15 protein-coding genes are annotated in these 15,342 nt (G+C 71.2%); 1 reads left to right on the top strand and 14 read right to left on the bottom strand.

The features are described 5' to 3' along the window. Positions 1–38 precede the first annotated feature (38 nt). The 11 genes from ACWPN5_RS29775 to ACWPN5_RS29725 form a co-directional block, all read right to left on the bottom strand. Positions 39–1,505 (bottom strand): sensor histidine kinase, encoded by a 1,467-nt coding sequence (locus tag ACWPN5_RS29775; RefSeq protein ID WP_492299111.1) that lies wholly within the window; start codon positions 1,503–1,505, stop codon positions 39–41. Further along, positions 1,492–2,160 (bottom strand): response regulator transcription factor, encoded by a 669-nt coding sequence (locus ACWPN5_RS29770; protein ID WP_145683572.1) that lies wholly within the window; start codon positions 2,158–2,160, stop codon positions 1,492–1,494. The genes ACWPN5_RS29775 and ACWPN5_RS29770 overlap by 14 nt, the downstream gene beginning before the upstream one ends. A 75-nt stretch (positions 2,161–2,235) precedes the next feature. Continuing rightward, on the bottom strand, positions 2,236–3,057 hold the full coding sequence (locus tag ACWPN5_RS29765) for an ATP-binding cassette domain-containing protein (RefSeq protein WP_145683574.1): 822 nt from the start codon (positions 3,055–3,057) through the stop codon (positions 2,236–2,238). Between the two features lie 2 nt (positions 3,058–3,059). Next, positions 3,060–4,169 (bottom strand): FecCD family ABC transporter permease, encoded by a 1,110-nt coding sequence (locus ACWPN5_RS29760; RefSeq protein WP_492299110.1) that lies wholly within the window; start codon positions 4,167–4,169, stop codon positions 3,060–3,062. Next, positions 4,166–5,041, bottom strand: coding sequence for a heme/hemin ABC transporter substrate-binding protein (locus tag ACWPN5_RS29755; RefSeq protein WP_492299108.1), 876 nt, complete (start codon positions 5,039–5,041; stop codon positions 4,166–4,168). The genes ACWPN5_RS29760 and ACWPN5_RS29755 overlap by 4 nt, the downstream gene beginning before the upstream one ends. A gap of 17 nt (positions 5,042–5,058) precedes the next feature. Beyond that, on the bottom strand, positions 5,059–6,018 hold the full coding sequence (locus ACWPN5_RS29750) for a ChuX/HutX family heme-like substrate-binding protein (protein ID WP_492299107.1): 960 nt from the start codon (positions 6,016–6,018) through the stop codon (positions 5,059–5,061). Between the two features lie 183 nt (positions 6,019–6,201). After that, positions 6,202–7,173 carry a carbon-nitrogen hydrolase family protein gene (locus tag ACWPN5_RS29745; protein WP_174451648.1) on the bottom strand — a complete coding sequence of 324 codons (972 nt, stop codon included), beginning with the start codon at positions 7,171–7,173 and terminating at the stop codon, positions 6,202–6,204. Continuing rightward, the gene (locus ACWPN5_RS29740) at positions 7,170–7,871 is read right to left on the bottom strand and encodes a flavin reductase family protein (RefSeq protein WP_492299105.1); all 702 of its coding nucleotides are present in this window, start codon (positions 7,869–7,871) and stop codon (positions 7,170–7,172) included. Before ACWPN5_RS29740 ends, ACWPN5_RS29745 begins: the two co-directional genes overlap by 4 nt. Positions 7,872–7,942: 71 nt before the next feature. Next, the gene (locus tag ACWPN5_RS29735) at positions 7,943–9,001 is read right to left on the bottom strand and encodes an ABC transporter substrate-binding protein (RefSeq protein WP_492299103.1); all 1,059 of its coding nucleotides are present in this window, start codon (positions 8,999–9,001) and stop codon (positions 7,943–7,945) included. Continuing rightward, positions 8,998–9,852 carry an ABC transporter ATP-binding protein gene (locus tag ACWPN5_RS29730; protein ID WP_492299101.1) on the bottom strand — a complete coding sequence of 285 codons (855 nt, stop codon included), beginning with the start codon at positions 9,850–9,852 and terminating at the stop codon, positions 8,998–9,000. The genes ACWPN5_RS29735 and ACWPN5_RS29730 overlap by 4 nt, the downstream gene beginning before the upstream one ends. A gap of 17 nt (positions 9,853–9,869) precedes the next feature. Next, positions 9,870–10,709 (bottom strand): ABC transporter permease, encoded by an 840-nt coding sequence (locus tag ACWPN5_RS29725; protein WP_492299099.1) that lies wholly within the window; start codon positions 10,707–10,709, stop codon positions 9,870–9,872. 295 nt (positions 10,710–11,004) lie between these two features. On the opposite strand from ACWPN5_RS29725, the gene ACWPN5_RS29720 reads away from it, so the two are divergent. Beyond that, entirely contained in the window at positions 11,005–11,754 is a 750-nt protein-coding gene (locus ACWPN5_RS29720) for a TrmB family transcriptional regulator (protein ID WP_247896700.1), read from the top strand. Between the two features lie 6 nt (positions 11,755–11,760). Here ACWPN5_RS29720 and ACWPN5_RS29715 read toward each other — a convergent pair whose 3' ends face one another. From ACWPN5_RS29715 to ACWPN5_RS29705, 3 genes are all read right to left on the bottom strand, one after another. Beyond that, positions 11,761–12,651 (bottom strand): LysR substrate-binding domain-containing protein, encoded by an 891-nt coding sequence (locus ACWPN5_RS29715; protein ID WP_492299097.1) that lies wholly within the window; start codon positions 12,649–12,651, stop codon positions 11,761–11,763. Positions 12,652–12,733: 82 nt separating this feature from the next. Continuing rightward, entirely contained in the window at positions 12,734–13,198 is a 465-nt protein-coding gene (locus tag ACWPN5_RS29710; protein WP_492299095.1) for a nuclear transport factor 2 family protein, read from the bottom strand. A gap of 48 nt (positions 13,199–13,246) precedes the next feature. After that, the gene (locus ACWPN5_RS29705) at positions 13,247–15,322 is read right to left on the bottom strand and encodes a 2Fe-2S iron-sulfur cluster-binding protein (protein ID WP_492299093.1); all 2,076 of its coding nucleotides are present in this window, start codon (positions 15,320–15,322) and stop codon (positions 13,247–13,249) included. Positions 15,323–15,342 lie beyond the last annotated feature (20 nt).

The raw sequence follows: 15,342 nt of genomic DNA, 5'->3' as shown, positions 1-15,342 counted from the left end.
TTCGCAAATTGGCTCAACGGCGCTTCGCTTAATTTCGCTTAATGGAGAAGGCCGGTGATGGCGCCGGGAACGGGGGGAGCAGCCACCGGCCGGCCCCGGCGTTCCAGCCGGACCACCGCGCGCAGGCCCGGCCCGTTGTCCTCCAGCCGCAGGGCGCCGCCGTGCAGCCGGGCGATGGCGTCAACGATGGCGAGGCCGAGCCCATGGCCGGGCACCCGGTCCGACGGGTCGAGCCGGCAGAAGCGCTGCACCGCGAGCGCGCGCTGGCCGGGCGCCAGCCCCCGTCCGCGGTCGGCGACGGTGATCTCGTTCCAGCCGTCGCGCGGCCCGGCCGACAGGTGCAGCGCCTCGCCCGGCGCGTATTTCAGGGCGTTGTCCACCAGATTGGCGACGGTCTGGAACAGCAGCGTGCGGTCGCCGCGCAGATCGAGGTCGCGCTCCACGGCGACGGTGATGACCGTGCCGGTGCCCTCGGCCAGCGGCAGGTAGGATTCGGCCACCTCGTCGAGCAGCGCCCTGGCGTCGAGCGGCTCCACCGCCAGGGCGCAGCGCCCGGTCTCGATCTCGCCCAGCCGCATGATGGCGCGGAACAGGTGCTGGATGCGCCGCGTCTCCTCGATGCCCTCCTCCAGCTCGCGGCGCAGGGCGTCGTCGGGGCAGCTCTCGGCGATGGTGACCAGCCGGTTGTGCAAATGGGTCAGCGGCGTGCGCATCTCGTGCGCGATGCTGCTCGACACGCTGGACACCTCCTCGACCAGCCGGGTCACGCGGTCGAGCGTGCGGTTGATTTCGTGGCCGAGCCGCGCGAATTCGTCGTCCGGGCCGGTGATGGCGACGCGGCGGTCGCGGTCGCCCGCCGCGTAGGAGGTCAACGCCATGGTGATCGCCGACACCCGGCGCAGCGTGCCGGCGCTGAAGCGGATGCCGAAGGCCACGCTGGTCAGCAGGAACACCAGCACGCCGCAGCCCGCCGCCAGCGGCACGGCGCGGAGCTGGTCGAGCATGGGCTGGAGGTCGTAGGCGTTGATGTAGCGCCCGCCGTCGCCCAGCCGCACCACCATCCCGCGCACCTTCCAACCATCGCCGCGCTGGTCGATGCGGCCGGTCTCGCAGGGGGCCGGGCCGCCGCAGGCGATGACGGCCAGCAGGCGCCGGGCCATCGCCTCGTCGCCGTAGAGCACGCGCCCGTCGCGGTCGATCACCATGCGCCGCCGCGTGCCTTCCGGCGCGAAGCGCTCGCGGCGGCGCAGCTCCGCGACCAGAGCGGCGGCGTCGCCGAAGCCGCCGTGCAGGCGGTGCGTTTCCTGGTCGCGCTCCAGCAGGTCGACGACATGCTCGTTGACCAGCTCCACCAGCAGGGCGCGGCTCCACAGCACGGCGGCGCCGGCCACCACGAGGAAGACCGCGCCGATGGCCATGGCTTGGCGGAAGCTGCGCGTGTCGAGATGGCGGCGGAACCTTTGGACCCAGGCCGGCCCGGCCCCAGACGGGCTAGCCCAGGACATAGCCGATGGCCCGCACGGTCTTCAAAAGTGGCGGGTCGAAATCCTTGTCGATCTTCGCCCGCAGCTTGAAGACATGGACCTCCACCAGATTGGTCGGGGGGTTGAAGCCGTAGCCCCAGGCCTTCTCCAGCAGCATGCTGCGGGTCACGGTGCGGCCGGGGTTGCTCATCAGGATGTGCAGGAGTTTGAACTCCTTGTCGGTCAGCTCGATGGGCACGCCGCGCCGGGTCACCCGCCGGTGGGTGACGTCCATCACCAGATCGCCGACCTCCAGCACGTCGCCGGCCCCGGCCAGGACGGCGCGGCGGGTCGCCAGATGCTCCAGCCGGACCAGCAGCTCGGCGAAGTCGAAGGGCTTGCCCAGATAGTCGTCGGCCCCGGCGCGCAGCCCGGCCACCCGCTCCGTCGTCTCGTCCAGCGCGGACAGCACCAAAACCGGCGGGTGGCGGGTCCCCTGCAGGCGCCTCAGCACCTCCATGCCGTCCAGCTTGGGCAGCATGCGGTCCAGCACCACCACGTCGAACGCCTCCTCGCGCAGCAGGCGCAGCGCGTCCTCGCCGTCGCCGGCGAAGCGGCAGGAATGGCCGGAGCCGCCGAGCTTCGCCCCGATCCAGTAGCTGACCGCCGCGTCGTCCTCAACGACCAGAACACGCACCGTCCCCTCCCTCCAACGCCTTTTTGGGGCGCCTCTTCGGGGCGCCCCGTCTCGTTCCCTATTTGATATTAATAATCATTCGCAAATGATTTTTCCAGACGCCGCGGCGCGTCCCGTGGCGGCGTAGACCACGCCCTCCTCCTCCGGCAGGTCGAGCCGGACGAAGGCCGTGCCGAAGACGCGCTCCAGCACCGGTACCGGCAGGTTGGCCATGGACCCGGTCCAGGCAACGCGCCCGCCGGCCAGCAGCAGCCCGTCGTCGGCGTAGCGCGCGGCCAGCGTCAGGTCGTGCAGGATCACCGCGCAGCCGCCGCCGGTCCGCTCCACCCAGTCGCGCGCCGCCCGCAGCAGATGGTGCTGGTGGGCGGGGTCGAGGCTGGCCGTCGGCTCGTCCAGCAGCAGGTAGGACGGCCCCGCCACGTCGCGCCCGTGCCGACCGGCGGCCAACTGGGCGAGCGCGCGGGCAAAGGCGACGCGCTGGCGCTCGCCGCCGGAGAGCTGGGGCATCAGCCGGCCGGCCAGCCCGCCGGCCCCGGCGCGGATCAGGCAGTCGGCGATCAGGGCGCGCCGGTCGCCGGGGCGGATCAGCCAGGGCTCGGTCGCCAACTCCATCACCTCCTCCACCGAGAAGGCGAAGGCGACCGCTTGGTGCTGCGCCACCAGGGCGCGGCGGACGGCCAGCCGCGGCGCCGGGATGGCCGACATCGCCACCCCGTCGAGCAGGGCGCGGCCGGCGGTCGGCCGCCGCTCCCCGGAGAGGAGGGAGAGCAGGGTGGACTTGCCGGCCCCGTTGGGTCCCAGGATGGCCAGCACCCGGCCCGGCCGCACCGCGGCGGTGACGCCGTCGAGCAGGCGGGCGCGGCCGATGGTCAGGCCGGCGTCGATCGCTTCCAGCATGGTCAGGTCCCTCCCAGCGCGCCGGCGCGGCGGCGCAGAAGCCACAGGAAGAAGGGACCGCCGACGGCGCCCAGCAGCAGGCCGGCCGGCACGTCGGCCGGGGCGGCGATGGTTCGCGCCACCGTGTCGGCCAGGACCAGCAGGACCGCCGCCGCCAGCGCCGTCGCCGGCATCAGCCGGCGGTGCACCGGCCCCAGAAGAATCCGCATGACGTGCGGCACGATCAGCCCGACGAAGCCGATCAGGCCGGACACCGCCACCGCCGCCCCGACTCCCAGCGCCACCAGAAGCACCGTGCGCACGGCGAAGCGGTGCGGGTCGAGGCCCTGGAGGAAGGCCTCCCGCTCGCCCATGGCGAACAGGTCGAGCCGCCGCGCCACGGCCAGCAGCCCGGCGGTCGCCAGCCCCATCAGGAGCATCGCCGGCCATATCTGCGCCCAGCTGGAACCGCCGAAGCCGCCCATCATCCAGAAGGTCATCTGGCGCAGCGCGAGATCGTCGCCGAGGTAGCTGAACAGCCCGATGCCGGCCCCGCCCATGGCGTTCACCGCGATGCCGGCCAGCAGCATGGTGGCGGGGGCGTTGCGCCCGTCGCGGCGGGAGATCGCCAGGATCAGAACGGTGGCGGCCAGCGCGCCGAGGAAGGCGGCCAGCGGCAGCACGGTGGCGAGCGACAGGCCGCTGCGCGCCAGCCCCAGCCCCGACACCCCCAGCACCATGGCGGCGGAGCCGGCCAGCGCCGCGCCGCTCGACACGCCGACCAGCCCAGGGTCGGCCAGCGGGTTGCGGAACACGGCCTGGAGCGCCACCCCGGCCACGCCCAGCGTCACCCCGACCGCGGCGGCCAGGACGATGCGCGGCAGGCGCAGCATGGTCAGCACCATCCAGTCGCGTTCGGACAGCGGCGTGCCGGGCAGGCCGATCAGGGCGGCGAGGTGGGACAGGCTGCGGTCGAGCGGGACGGACACGCTCCCCGTCGCGACGGCGGTCAGCACGGCCAGCGCCAGCGCCACGGCCAGCGCCGCCAGCACCGGGACGAGGGGCGGGCGCCGGAAGGCCGGCGCCGCCCGGTCCCCTTTCCGGGAGGACGGCATGGTCAGGGTCAGGCTCATGGTTGTCCTTGAGGAGGGGTGCCCTGGACGCGGGTGAGTTCGGCGACGGCCTCGGCCGTGCGGGGGCCGAGCCCCATCAGCAGCGCCCCGTCCACAACCGCCACCCGCCGGGCCTTGGCCGCCGGGGTCAGGGCGAGCTGCGGCGTCGCCAGGAACGGGTCGAGCCCGCCCGAGCGGTCGACCAGCGACCGGCTGACCAGCAGGATGTCGGGTGCTGCGGCCAGGACGGCCTCCGACGACATCGGCACATAGTCGCGCTCGACCTCCAGGGCGTTGCGCGCGCCGGCCATGGCGATCAGCGCGGCGGGGACGGAGCGGCTGCCCGCCGCCATCAGACCGCCCGGCCCGCCGCCGACCACGCCGAGCACGACCGGCGCGCCGTCCTGCTCTCCGGACTTGGCGGCGACGGCGGCCAGAGCGGCGAGGTCGCGGTTCAGCGAGTCCGCCAGCCGCCGCCCCTCCGCCTCCCGGCCGAGCAGGCGGGCGACCCGCTCCACCTTGTCGAGCAGCCCGGCCAGCGTCGGCGTTTCCGGCACGACCTCCACCGTGACGCCGAGCGCCCGAAGCTGGTCGAGCGTCGTCTCGGGGCCGGCGCCCTGGATCGCCAGGACGTGGGTCGGGGCCAGCGACATCACGCCCTCCGCCGAGAGGGCGCGCATGTAGCCGACGTCGGGCAGGCCGTTCACCGGCTGCGGATAATGGCTGCTGGTGTCGCGCCCGACGACCGAGCCGCCATCGCCGAGCGCGTAGACCAGCTCGGTCACCGGAGGGCCGACGGTGACGATCCGCCGCTCCGCCGCCCCGGCCAGGGGGACGGCGGTGAGCGCGAGGGTGGCGGCGATTGCCGCGGGGAGAAAGCGCAGGCGCCTCATCGGCCGGTCCCCGCCCGTCACAGGGACGCGGCGAGCGCGCGCCACTCCGCCCGTTCCGGCTTGTCCTCGTCGCGTTGGCCGCACAGGATGGCCGCGTTGTCGCCCCGGTCGTCGTACAGCTCGACGGTGGTGATGCCGCCCTTGTCGGTCGGCTTGTGGACGACCCAGGCGCTGGACAGCCGGGCCTGGATGGCGCGCAGGGTGAAGCCGGGGTCGTCGATGCGCAGCAGCCCGTCGGCCGCCGCCGGGTGGTCCACCGTGCCGGTGTGGATCTGGATGCAGCCGGCGTTGCCGACGAAGATCATGATCTCCAGCCGGCGGTCGCGTGCCGCCTCCAGCAGCGGCAGGAGGGCGGCGGCGGGCAGTTCCCGCGCGAAGTCCGGCCCGGCGAGGCGCAGCGCCTGCCGGCGCCCGACCCCGAAGGTCCTCAACATGCCGAAGAACTCGTGCACGTCGGTCATGGCGCTCCAGGCGGCGCGCAGCCCCTCCACGTCGATCTCGGCGTCGGGCCGCTCGGCGGCGGGGGCGGGCAGGGGTTCCAGGACCGGCCCGTCCTGGTCGGCGGCGCGGTGCAGGATCAGGAAGGTGTCCCAGGCGGCGGCGTTCGTCTCCGCGGTGCGGTGGATGGCGTGGACGGCGCGGCCGTGCCGGTCGAAGACGCGGATGGCCTCGGCCTCGCCGTCCGTTTCCGGCGTGTGGACGGTGATGGCCCAGTGGCGCGGGAAGACGCGCAGATCAACCTCGCGGTTCAGCACGATCAGGGCCGGGCCGTTGCCGTCGACGTTGCCGAAGCGCCCGGTCTTCCCGTGGGTAATGCTCCGGTTGCCGGTGACGACCCGGACGGTCCCCAGAACGTCCAGTTTCCTCAGGGCGTCGGTCCAGTCCACCGCGAGCCGCATCGGGCGGGCGGCGCCGTTCTCCCAGCCGGGGAAGGTGGACAGGATCGGATCGGCGGTGAGCAGGTGGGTGTCGGGCATTGGGGGCTTCCCTTGACAAGATGCGGTGTGGTCGGCCTGTCCGGACAGGGCCAAATCTTCCGCAAATGATCATGAGAAGCATTATCAGTTACAAGGCGCCGATCATTAACCGGCATTAATCGCCGGGCACACGCGGGAACCGGGGCTTGCGTCGTCCAACGGCGACGCAAGCCCCTTCGCCCGTCAGGCCGCCTCTTCGACCGTCTCGTTGCGCTCCGGAAGGGCGGCCTCGCGCACCGTGGCGACCGGCGCGCGCGGGGTCTCGTCAACGCGCATGCTGAACAGGTCCGGCCGCGCGTAATGGCCCACCGGATCGAAATCGAGCTTGGCGCCGACCAGATCCTCGACGTCCACCTCGGCGGTCAGGATGCCCTCCGCGTCGACCAGCGGTCCGGCCAGGATCTCGCCGAGCGGCCCGACGATGACCGAGCGGCCGTGCATCATCCATTCGTCCGGCCCGGCGTCGATGCGGCTGGCGTAGTCCTCCGGGAAGTCCGAGCGGCGCATCACTTGGCAGGCGCCGATCACGAAGCAGCGCCCCTCCATGGCGACGTGGCGCATGGTGGCGATCCAGCTTTCGCGGTCGTCCGCCGTCGGCGCCGCCCAGAGCTGGACACCCTTGGCGTAGTAGGCCGCGCGCATCAGCGGCATGTAATGCTCCCAGCAGATGGCGCCGCCGACACGGCCGAACGGCGTGTCCATCACGGTGAGGGTCGAGCCGTCGCCGAACCCCCAGACCAGCCGTTCCGACCCGGTCGGCATCACCTTGCGGTGCTTGCCCATCCGGCCGTCCGGCGACAGGTAGAGCACCGTGCAGTAGAGCGTCCCGCCGTCGCGCTCGATGACGCCGACGACCGCGTGGATGCCGTGCCGCGCGCAGGCCGCCGACAGCGTCTCGGTCTCCGGACCCGGCACCGTGATCGCGCCGCGGACGTAGCGGGCGAAGTCGGCGCGGCCCTCCGGCGTGCGCCGACCGATCGAGCAGCCGAAGTCGAGCCCCTTCGGGTAGCCGCCGATGAAGGCCTCCGGGAAAACGGCGAGCGACGCGCCGGTGGACGCCGCCTCGGCGATCAGGTCGACCGTGCGGGCGGTCGCCGCGGCGGCGTCGAACGGCACCGTCGCCGCCTGCACCGCGGCCACTTTAACCTTGGTCATGCTTGTCGTTCCTTGCAGTGTGTTTCGGTGGGCTTGGGCGCGGTGTCGGCCCAGACCGGCCTCACCAGATCGAAGACGTCGCGGGTGCGCAGATAGGCCGAGGGGCCGTGCATGCGGGCGACGAGGTCGAGCGCCTCATGGTCGATGCGGGGGCGTTCGGGGTTGCCGGTCAGGACGCGCGTCGCGACATGGGCGTGCAGCACCTCGCCCACGAACAGCCACTGTCCGGGACCGCTTTCGAACTCGTGGATCACACGGCATTCGAAGGCGACCGGCGATGCGGCGATGCGCGGCGGCCGGACCGCGACGCTCGGCAGGGTGGCGAGCCCGGCGAGCCGGGTTTCGTCCACCTCGGGCGGCGCCTCGACGCAGGTGAGGTTCATAGCCTCCGCGAGATCGAAGGGGACGAGGTTGATCACGAACTCCCGCGTCGCCCGGATGTTGACCGCCGTGTCCTTCGGCCGGTCCGGGCGCGCCAGCACGCCGAGACAGACCACCGGCCGGTCGGAGCCGAAGACGTTGAAGAAGGAGTAGGGGGCCGCGTTCACCCGTCCCTCGGCCGAGCGGGTGACCGCCCAGGCGATCGGCCGCGGCAGGACCGCGGCGGTCAGAAGGCGGTAGCGGTCGGGTGCCGGCAGCGTGGCGAAGTCGAAATGGCGCGTTGGAGGGGCGGGGGGGTCGTCAAGTCGTAAGGTCATGAAGTCTCCTTCGGCGCGGCCCGGCACGGCCGCCGCCCCGTCCTGCGCGATGCGTCGGGACCGCCGGCCGATCAGCCGACGATCTTGACCGTCTTCGGATCGAAGTTTTGGGTGGCGAAAGCGGCGTCGACCTTGCCGGCGATGGTCGTGTCGACGAACTTCGAAACGTCCGGCAGGCGCGGCAGAAGCTTCGCCTCGACGCCCCATTCGGCGAGCTGGTTCAGCTTTTTGATCTGCTCGTCGGAGAGCGCCGCCTTGATGTCGGTGGGCGCCTTGGCGTTCCAGGCGGGGTCGTAGCCCGACGCCTTTTCCAGCACGGCCTCCGGGATGTTCTTCGCCGGCTCCAGCGAGCGGAACCAGCCGTTGACGAGGTCGTGGTTCTGGCTGGCGAAGTACAGCGCCTGGGAGTTTGCGAGCAGGAAGCGCTCCGCCACCTCGGGCCGGTCCTTGAAGAAGCGGTTGTTCGCGGTCAGCACGATGACCGGAGTCAGATTCTCCGAAACGACCTGGGCGAAGCCCGCGTTCTCGAAGAAGCTCACGAACGGGTCGTAGGTGAAGAAGGCGTCGATCCGCTGCGCGCCCACCGCGTCGGCCAGCTCCGCCGGCCCGACATTGACGAAGGTCATGTCGCGGCCGGGGGTGAGGCCGGCCTTGATCATCGCTTCCTGGGCGTTCTGGAAGGCGGTGATGCCGAAGGTGCCGTAGACCTGCTTGCCCTTCAGCCCGGCGACGTCGGTGATCCCCGACTTCTTGGTCACCAGCACCGCCGAGCGGAAGCGCGCCTGCGAGGCGATGGTGGTGACCGGCGCCCCGACCGCCATGGTGGTGACGGCGGCGAAGTCGGACAGCGTGCCGACATCGGCCGCGTTCGACACGATCGCCTCGTTCACCGCCGGCGAGGCGTTGAGCTGGATCATGTTCATGCGCAGGCCGTTGCGGGCCGCGATGTCCGTGCGCATCAGCACATGGGCGATCTGGGCCGAGACGGTGGTGGTGTTGAACCAGCCCATCTTGACGACGTCCGCGCCTTGCGCGCGGAGGATCGCCGGCTTGGCGAGGGTTGCGGCGGCGGCGATGCCGGCGGCGAGCTGGCCGAAGCGACGGCGCGAGAGTGTCGAGGTCACGTTCATTCCCCTTTTTGCCATTCGGGTTTCAGGGTCTCCCACAGGTCGTTGACCGTTGAGACGAACCAGGGATCGGAGCGCATCTCGGCCGTGCGGGGCCGCGGCAGCGGCACGGCGACCTCCTCGCGCACCCGGCCGGGCCGCGGGCTCATCACCACCACGCGGTCGGCCAGGAACACCGCCTCGTCGATGCCGTGGGTGACGAAGATCACCGTCTTGCCGGCCTCGGACGAAATGCGGGCGATTTCCTCCTGCAGAAGCACGCGGGTCTGCGCGTCCAGCGCGCCGAACGGCTCGTCCATCAGCAGGATGTCGGGGTCGGGGGCGAGCGCGCGGGCGATGGCCGCCCGCTGCTTCATGCCGCCGGAGATCTGGTGCGGGTACTTCTCCTCGAAGCCGGTCAGCCGGACCATGTCGATCAGCGAGCGGGCGATCTCCGCGCGCTGCTTCTTCGCCATGCCCTTGGCCTTCAGGCCGAACTCCACGTTCTCCTGCACGGTCATCCAGCCGAACAGCGCGTAGTCCTGGAAGACGACCGTGCGCGAGGGGTCCGGCCGGACGATGGGGCGGCCGTTCTGCAGGAGCGTCCCGCTCGACGCCGACTGGAAGCCGGCGACGATGCCGAGCAGGGTCGACTTTCCGCAGCCCGAGGGACCGAGCAGCGAGATGAACTCGCCGCGGCGGATGCGCAGATCGACCCCGTCGAGCGCGACCACCATGTTGTCGGACGAGGTTCCGCCATAGACCTTGCCCAGATTCCGGATGTCGATCTGGATGTCGGCCGGCTGGGCCTGTGGTGTGCCGGGGGGCGGGCCGGGGGGCGGGGCGGGGGTCTTGAGTGCGGTGTTGGCGGCCATGTTCCTTCGCCTCCTGCTCAATTGCGCTCGGAAGGCGCCCAGGCGTTCACCCGACGCTCGATCCGTTCGAGGACGGCGGACATGGCGAAGCCGACGAGACCGATGGCCACCATGCCCGCAACGACGTTGTTGATCTGGAACAGCATGCGTGACTGCTGGATCAGGTAGCCGAGGCCGGTCTGCGCGGCGATCAGCTCGGCGGTCACCACGCACATCCAGCCCACGCCCAGCGCGATCCGCAGACCCGGCAGGATGATCGGCAGGGAGGCCGGGATCAGCACGTCGGTGAAGAGCTGCCAGGGCGTGGCACCCAGGCAGAGCGCCGCGTTCATCTGGTTCCGGTCGAGGCCGCGCACCGCCGTGTAGGTGGCGACGAAGGCCGGGAAGACGGCGCCGAGGAAGACCAGGAAGTAGGACGCGGCATCGCCGAGCCCGAACCACAGGATGGTGATCGGGATCCAGGCGAGCGGCGGGATGGGGCGGAGCGCCTCGACCACCGGCCGCACGAAGTCCGCGACGCCGCGCCACCAGCCGCAGATCAGCCCGAGCGCCATGCCGACGACGCAGGCGAGCGCAAAGCCGACGGCCACCCGCTGCAGGCTGGCGCCGAGATGGACCCACAGCGAGCCGTCGAGCGCCATGTCCCAGAGCGCCCCCGCCACCGCGACCGGCGAGGGCAGCAGGAAGGCGTCGATGACGCCGAGGGAGGTCAGCGCCTGCCAGACGGCGAAGAAGGCGGTGAGGCCCAGCGCCGCGCGGAAGGACCGGTCCGTCAGAATGCGGGGGCTTGCGGCGCGGCGCGGCGCCCTCTGCGTGAAAGGCGGCGCCGCCGCATGCGCTTTTGAATTCGCTTCCATCACCTTCCCTCGTTCCACCGTTCGGCGCCGTCTCGCGGGACGTCAGCGTCCTCGGACGGCGACAAAACGATGACAGTGTCGGAAAAATCCGTCAATTCGAAAAATACAAATGAATGGCGTTTGGCAGGCCGAAACTTGCTGTTTTAACGGGCATATGGCGGGATGAAAGCCCATTTTATCGCCCTTGTGAAAGTAGGATGTTGCCGGATGCCGTGATTTTATCGGTGAAAACCGACGATGGACGGGTGGCGCGGAATCGGGCATGTTGCGACGCGATTCAAAAGGGAGCACGTGGGTGAATCTCGAGGAGAAGCTGTCCCGGATCGGCATATCGGGGACGCTCTACAAGCTCTATCTGACGACGATCCGCCTTGGCGGCGGCTCCGTCACGGAGGTGGCCGCGGGCGCCGGCATGGCCCGCACCACGGCGCACGACGCTCTCGCCAAGCTGGAGGCGGAGGGGCTCGTCCGCTTCGTCGATCACGGCAAGCGCCGCTTCGTGGTCGCCCAGGACCCGGGCATCCTGCTGGAGCGCAGCGAGGCCCGGCGGCAGATGCTCGAGGACGTGATGCCGGTCCTGCGGTCGATGTACCATCACGAGAACGGCCAGCCGAACGTCCGCTTCCACCCCGGCCCCGAAGGCATCCGCACCGTCCTGTGGGAGACGCTGAGCGGCGACGAGACGGAGCTGCGCGCCACCCTCTCCATGCGGGAGCTGATGGTCGAGCCGGGGCTGGAGGAGATGGAGCGCTATCTGAAGGAGCGGGCGCGGCGCGGCATCTGGCTGCGGGTGATCCGCTCGGAGGAGCGCGACATCGCGCCGATCTGGCCGTCGAGCCAGGAGGAGCGGCGCGAACTGCGCTACGCGCCCGCCACCTACAACCTCGCGATGACCTGCTTCATCCACGGCAGCAAGGTTTCGGTCATCTCGTCGGCGCGCGAAAGCTACGGCCTGATCCTCGACAGCGCCGATTTCGCGGCCTTCCAGGCGTCCATGTTCGACGCCATGTGGAGCCTGAGCACGCCGGCGCCGACGATTCCCTGACCGGTCCTAGTTGAGGAAGCGGTTCTCGCGCAGGCGGGCCACGGCGAGGTCCACGAAGGCCCTCACCTTGGCCGGCGCGTGGCGCCCCTCGGGATGAAGGACGTGGATGGGCAGGGGCGGTTCCTCATGGTCGGCGAGCACGATGCGCAGCTCTCCGGCCAGCAGGGCCGGGCCGATCTGGTAATGGAGCACCCGGGCGAGGCCCCAGCCCGCCTTGGCGGTCGCGATCACCGCCTCGTTGGTGTTGCATTGCAGGACCGGGTCGATGGTCACCCGCTGGTCCCGCGCGAACCGCCACTCCGGCGAGGCCCAGGCGCCGGTCGACAGGGCGATGCGGTGGTGTCTGAGGTCGGCCGGCGTTTGCGGGACGCCGTGGCGTTCGAAATAGGCCGGGGCGCCGCAGACCACGCGCCGGACCGTGCCGACCCGGATCGCCGTGAACCCGGAATCCGGCAGGTGACCGATGCGCACGGCGACGTCGATGCCCTCCTCCACGATGTTCACAGGGCGGTCGATGAAGAAGGTCCGTGCGCGCATGCCGGGGTAGCGGTCCAGATACTCGGTCACGATCGGCAGCACATGGATCGGGCCGAACAGAGCGGAGGCGGTGACGGCGAGCGTTCCGGTCGGGGTGGCGTAGACGCCGCCCGCCGCGGCCTCCGCCTCCGTGATGTCCGACAGGATGCGGCGGCAGTCCTCGAGATAGCGTGACCCGGCTTCGGTGACCTTGACCGAGCGCGTGGTGCGCACGAACAGGCGGGCGCCGATGAGTTCCTCGAGGGCGGCCACGGCGCGGGTCGCCGCGGGCGCGCTGAGGTGCAGGAGGCGGGCGGCTTCGGCGAAGCTTTCCGCTTCCGCGACCTTCACGAAGATCCGCATCGCCTGCAGCCGGTCCATGCGCGCCCCCGTTTCGCCGCGTCTCCGTCACAGTCTGTGGCCGAAGAGGCTTCGGATGGCAACCTCCGACTCCTCCGCCGGATCAGAAACCGAAGTGGCTGAGGCCCGGATGGTCGTCCGGACGGCGGCCCAGCGGCCAGTGGAACTTGCGGTCGGCTTCGGCGATCGGGTGCTCGTTGATGCTGGCGTGGCGGACGCGCATCAGCCCGTCCTCGGCGAACTCCCAATTCTCGTTGCCGTAGGCGCGGAACCACTGGCCGCTGTCGTCGTGGTATTCGTAGGCGTAGCGCACGGCGATGCGGTTGCCGCCGAACGCCCACAGCTCCTTGATCAGCCGGTAGTCCAGCTCGCGGTTCCACTTGCGGGTCAGGAAGGCCTCGACCTCGGCGCGGCCGTTGGCGAACTCCGCGCGGTTCCGCCAGCGCGTGTCGGTGGTGTAGGCCAGCGTGACCTTGGCGGGGTCGCGGCTGTTCCAGCCGTCTTCCGCGAGGCGGACCTTCTCGATGGCGGACTCTTCATTGAAGGGGGGCAGAGGGGGACGGGACATGGCGAACTCCTGTCGTTTCGCGGGGGAGGGGAAGGATGAAGGGGCAGGTCAGAGCGCGAGCTGAAGGGGAGCGTCCTCACCCGTCTCCGCTTCGGCGGGGACGGCGCAGCACAGCAGCACCTCGTCGGCGGCGACCGCCGCGCTCGGCTCCTTGACGTAGGTGACGGCGCCCTTGAGCAGTTTGGTGCGGCAGGTCCCGCAGGTGCCTTCGCGGCAACTGAAGGCGGGATCGAGGCCACGCGCTTCGGCGAGCTCGAGCAGCGTGCCGGAGCCGGGTGTCCAGCGCGCCTCCTTGAGCGTGTTCATGAAGGCGACCGGCACCGGCTTGGTCGAGGGCGGCCGGCGCGCCGGTGCGGCGGCGACTGTCTCCGCCCCCGTCCGCTTCAAGGACGACGGTCCGAACGCTTCGGCGTGAATCCGGTCGTCGGCGATGTTGTAGCCGCGCAGCCCGTCGTAGAGCGCCTGGGTGAAGGCGGGCGGCCCGCAGACGTAGAAGTCGTAATCGTTGAAGCCGAGGATGCGCGTCAGCAGCGCCATGTCGATGCGGCCCACGGCGTCGCAATCGACGCCCGGCGCGGCCTCGCCGGGATCGCTGAGGACGCGGACGAGCCGGACGGCGCCGTTCGCCGCCGTGACGAGGTCGGCGATTTCCCGGTCGAAGGGGCGCTCCGCCTTGGAGCGCGCGGCGTGGACCAGGATCGTCGGGCGGATGCGCTGCGTGCGCAGCCCCTCATAGACGACATGGCGCAGCATGGCGAGCAGCGGCGTGATGCCGACGCCGCCGGCCAGCAGCACCGCCGGCCGCGTCGCGCGGGCGTCGATGGTGAAGCCGCCCGCCGGCCCGCGCGCCTCGATGACGTCGCTGACCCGGACATGGTCGTGCAGGTGCCGCGACACCAGCCCCTCGCGCTTGACGCTGATGCGGTAGGCCCCGTCCGACGGGGCGACCGACAGCGTGTAGGTCCGGACGACCGGCTTCTCGGCTCCCGCCGGGGTGACGCGGATGGGCAGATGCTGGCCGGCCAGATGCGGCGGCAGCCCGGCGCCGTCGGTCGGCCGCAGATGGAAGGAGCGGATGGTGGCGCTTTCCTCCACGATGTCCGTCACCACCATCGGCCGCCAGCGCGTCGCCGTTTCCTCGGCGCGCAGCCGGTCGGCGGCCTGGGCCCAGTCGCCGGTCATCAGGGAGCTGGGCGACCAGCCGTCCGCCCGCAGCGTCCAGCGCAGGGCCAGGGCGCCGCGTCGCCGGACGACCTTGCGCGCCTTGAACGTCCACAGCCGCTCGGCCCCCTGGAAGGCGGCGATCTCCGGCGATTCCAGGACCAAAGCGGCGTCGCCGGTCATCTGCAGCAGGTCGCCGCTGGCGAAATCGATGAAGAGCAGCCCCGCCTTTCCGTTGAGCAGGATGTTGCCGAGCGTGGCGAAGAAGAGGTTGCCGTCGAAGTCGGGAATGGTGAGCGTGCCGTCCCCGGCCACCCGGACGAACCCGACCTTGCCACCGCGGTGCGACACGTCGACCTGCCGATGGTCGCCACGGTCGGCGTAGGAGGCGACGAAGAAGGCGTCCGCCGCGTCGATCACCGCCCGCGCCGCCGGATCGAGGGCCGTCAGCGCCTCAACGGCGCCGGCGAAGGGCTGGGCGGGGTCGCGGGCCAGCGTGGCGTCGCGCAGCTGGATGTAGCGGGGGCAGTTGCCGAAACTCTGGTCGACTGCGACGCGGAAGCCCGCGGGCATTGTCGAGGCGACGCCGTTCATGCGGTTGCGCCGCCGCGTGTTCATCTCGATGCCGAGGAGGCCGACCGGCGCCCCGTCGGTCAGTCCGGCCGCTGCGGGATCGCCAGCGCTCGGGCGCGCGGCGATGTCGAGAAGGGTCGGCGACGGCGAGGACAGGAAGCCGGGCCGGCCTTCCAGCACGGTCGCCCACGCATCGCCGTCCGGGTCGGCGCTGCCGATCACGAGGAAGGGGAGCTGGGCGTAGAAGTCGCGGTGCTGGTCGGGCATGAAGTCGCGGATGACCCGCTGCCCGACCATCGCCATCCGCTCGGCGACGCCGGCACCGACTTTTTCCTGCAGGAACGTCTCGCCCTCATGCCAGATCGGCAGCGGCTTCGCGGTCTCGCCCATATTCCGTCTCCCCGGTGAAA

This window comes from Azospirillum sp. UENF 211521 (genome assembly GCF_058780535.1).
This window is presented reverse-complemented; position numbering and strand designations above follow the sequence as displayed.